We start from the raw sequence: 2,077 nt of genomic DNA, 5'->3' as shown, positions 1-2,077 counted from the left end.
CTTTTGCAGCGTTTCGGAACTGTACCTCGGCGTTGAACTCATCATACCCATCAAGATAGGAATCGTCAATGTTGTAGAGGATGTCCCGCTTGTTATCCACCCAGTATTCCTTTACAAGCTGGGCAGCCGCTGACTCCATCTGCTCGACAATGCCATTGCTGCCGGACACACCGTAGCTCCGCTCCAGCGTGGCAGCGATGGCATCCTCATGCTCTGCGCGGAACTGCCAGAGATGCACGGGGCGCGAGTGTTCCCGTTCGCCGGTGTCGGCCACGTCAAAGACGTATCGCAGCTGCGGCTTCTGGCCGCTTGTGTCTATAAGGGCAATGCCGGTGGAGCCGCGCCGGACAAAGCGCCCCATCTTTTTGTTCCAGAAATCGTACTCGGCGCAGGCGGTTGCATCCGGCCTCTGGGCGTGGATCATGACCTGTTCGTTATAAGGATACTTGTAGAGCCGCGCGGCTGTGCGCAGGAACTGCGTCCAGCTTTTGTAGCTGCTTGTGAGCTGCCGCTCCGCTGTGTCTGCCATCTGCCTGTATTCCTGATATTTACTCGGCATAGGGCTACCTCCTTCGGGTAAAAAATTAGAGCACCCGGAATTGGGCACTCTATGTATGAGAGATGACAGGCTCTTAATATGTTTCCACGTGAAGCTTGCCGCTATAAGCACAAAATTTCAAGTGCAGCGACTGCCACTCGTCAATCAAGCTGACAGAAGAACGCCCGCCTGTTGTGACAAGCGGGCATTGTGCCATAGGTGTTACATTTTTCCATTTTGTCCGTCGGCCTCCGCTTTCCCCAGCAGATACAGAAACGCAATGGCGGGCACACGCAGAATCGGCACCTGGGTTTCGTGCTTTGCAATGCCGAAATCGTCCAGTTGCTTCGTGATGAGAAATGCGCTTGTGACCTTTGCACTTTCATCCTTGCAGAGTTCGACGATGGCGTCCGTAGCAGGTATATGGGAGTTGTTGCGGTATTTTACCTCACAGAGAATCTTTTCACGGGGCAGCTCAATGACCACATCGACCTCTTTCTGATTATCCTTTGCCTTTCTGAAGTAGCCGAGCTGCGCCGTGCTGCCCTGATAGAAGGATACGATATGCTTATATACCGTCGTTTCCACCATCGCCCCAAGCTCTCGCTCATCCGAAAGAACGTCGTCTATCATCAGAACGGCGTTGCGTATGGCGGCGTCGGCAATGTATATCTTCGGTTTGCCCTTCAAAGCACCCTTGCTGCCCACATCCATCGGCTTCGACAGATAAATCAGGTTAGACATTTCAAGCGCCTCGATATAGCTGTCTATTGTAGCGGCAGAGGTATTTTCCAATTCCTTTGCCGCCGTGGTAACGCTGAAAATTTCCGTTGAGTTCATACAGAGATACAAAAACAGTTTTTCCATCAGAAGCGGGCTTCGGATATTAAAAAGTGTCAGAACATCACGCTTGATAACCTTATCCACCACATCTTCCCGCAGCATCCGCTGTGCATACATATCATCGTCGGATAATACAAGCTCAGGAAAGCCACCGATCATAAGGTAACGGTTGAAATGACCTTCCAGCGGCGCAAACCGATCCATCAGATCGCCCAACTCCGCTTTGCTCATTTTTACGAGCCTTGTGAGCCGCAAATTGTCCGGGAGAATCGGCTCTTCAATTTGCAGCAGACGACAATACTCGTAAAACGACATGGTGGGTATCTTCAGGATGCTCCATCGCCCCGTCCCGCTGTCGGTCGAGCCTTTTTCCAATATCGGGCTGGCCGAGCCAGTCGCTGTAAGGCGAATGTCCTTCCTGCTGTCGTAGATGACCTTCATCCAAAGCTCCCAATGCTCGGTATATTGAATTTCATCGAGAAAAATATATCTTGTTCCCTCAATGGGGTAAAGGGACTCATAGATGGAAAGGACTGTCTCCACATTGACGAGCTTTACAATCGGATTGTCGAAAGATACATACAGGATATTTTTGGGGTTTACGCCCTCGTCGATCAGGCTGTTCATCATCTGATACATGATCGTCGTCTTGCCGACACGCCTTGCGCCGGATAAAACGGCAAACCGCCGAATCGT

At 51.3% G+C, this 2,077-nt stretch carries 2 protein-coding genes; both read right to left on the bottom strand.

The features are described 5' to 3' along the window. On the bottom strand, window positions 1-559 hold a 559-nt coding region (locus LKD37_RS17380), incomplete at its 3' end, for a hypothetical protein (protein WP_302930317.1). Between the two features lie 201 nt (window positions 560-760). Beyond that, window positions 761-2,077: ATP-binding protein (locus LKD37_RS17375; protein ID WP_302930316.1), on the bottom strand; the 1,317-nt coding region annotated here is incomplete at its 5' end.

This window comes from Brotocaccenecus cirricatena (assembly GCF_020687045.1).
In the GTDB taxonomy this organism is placed as follows: domain Bacteria; phylum Bacillota; class Clostridia; order Oscillospirales; family Oscillospiraceae; genus Vescimonas; species Vescimonas cirricatena.
Note: the sequence above shows the minus strand (reverse complement) of the source record. Positions and strands in the feature narration are given on the sequence as shown.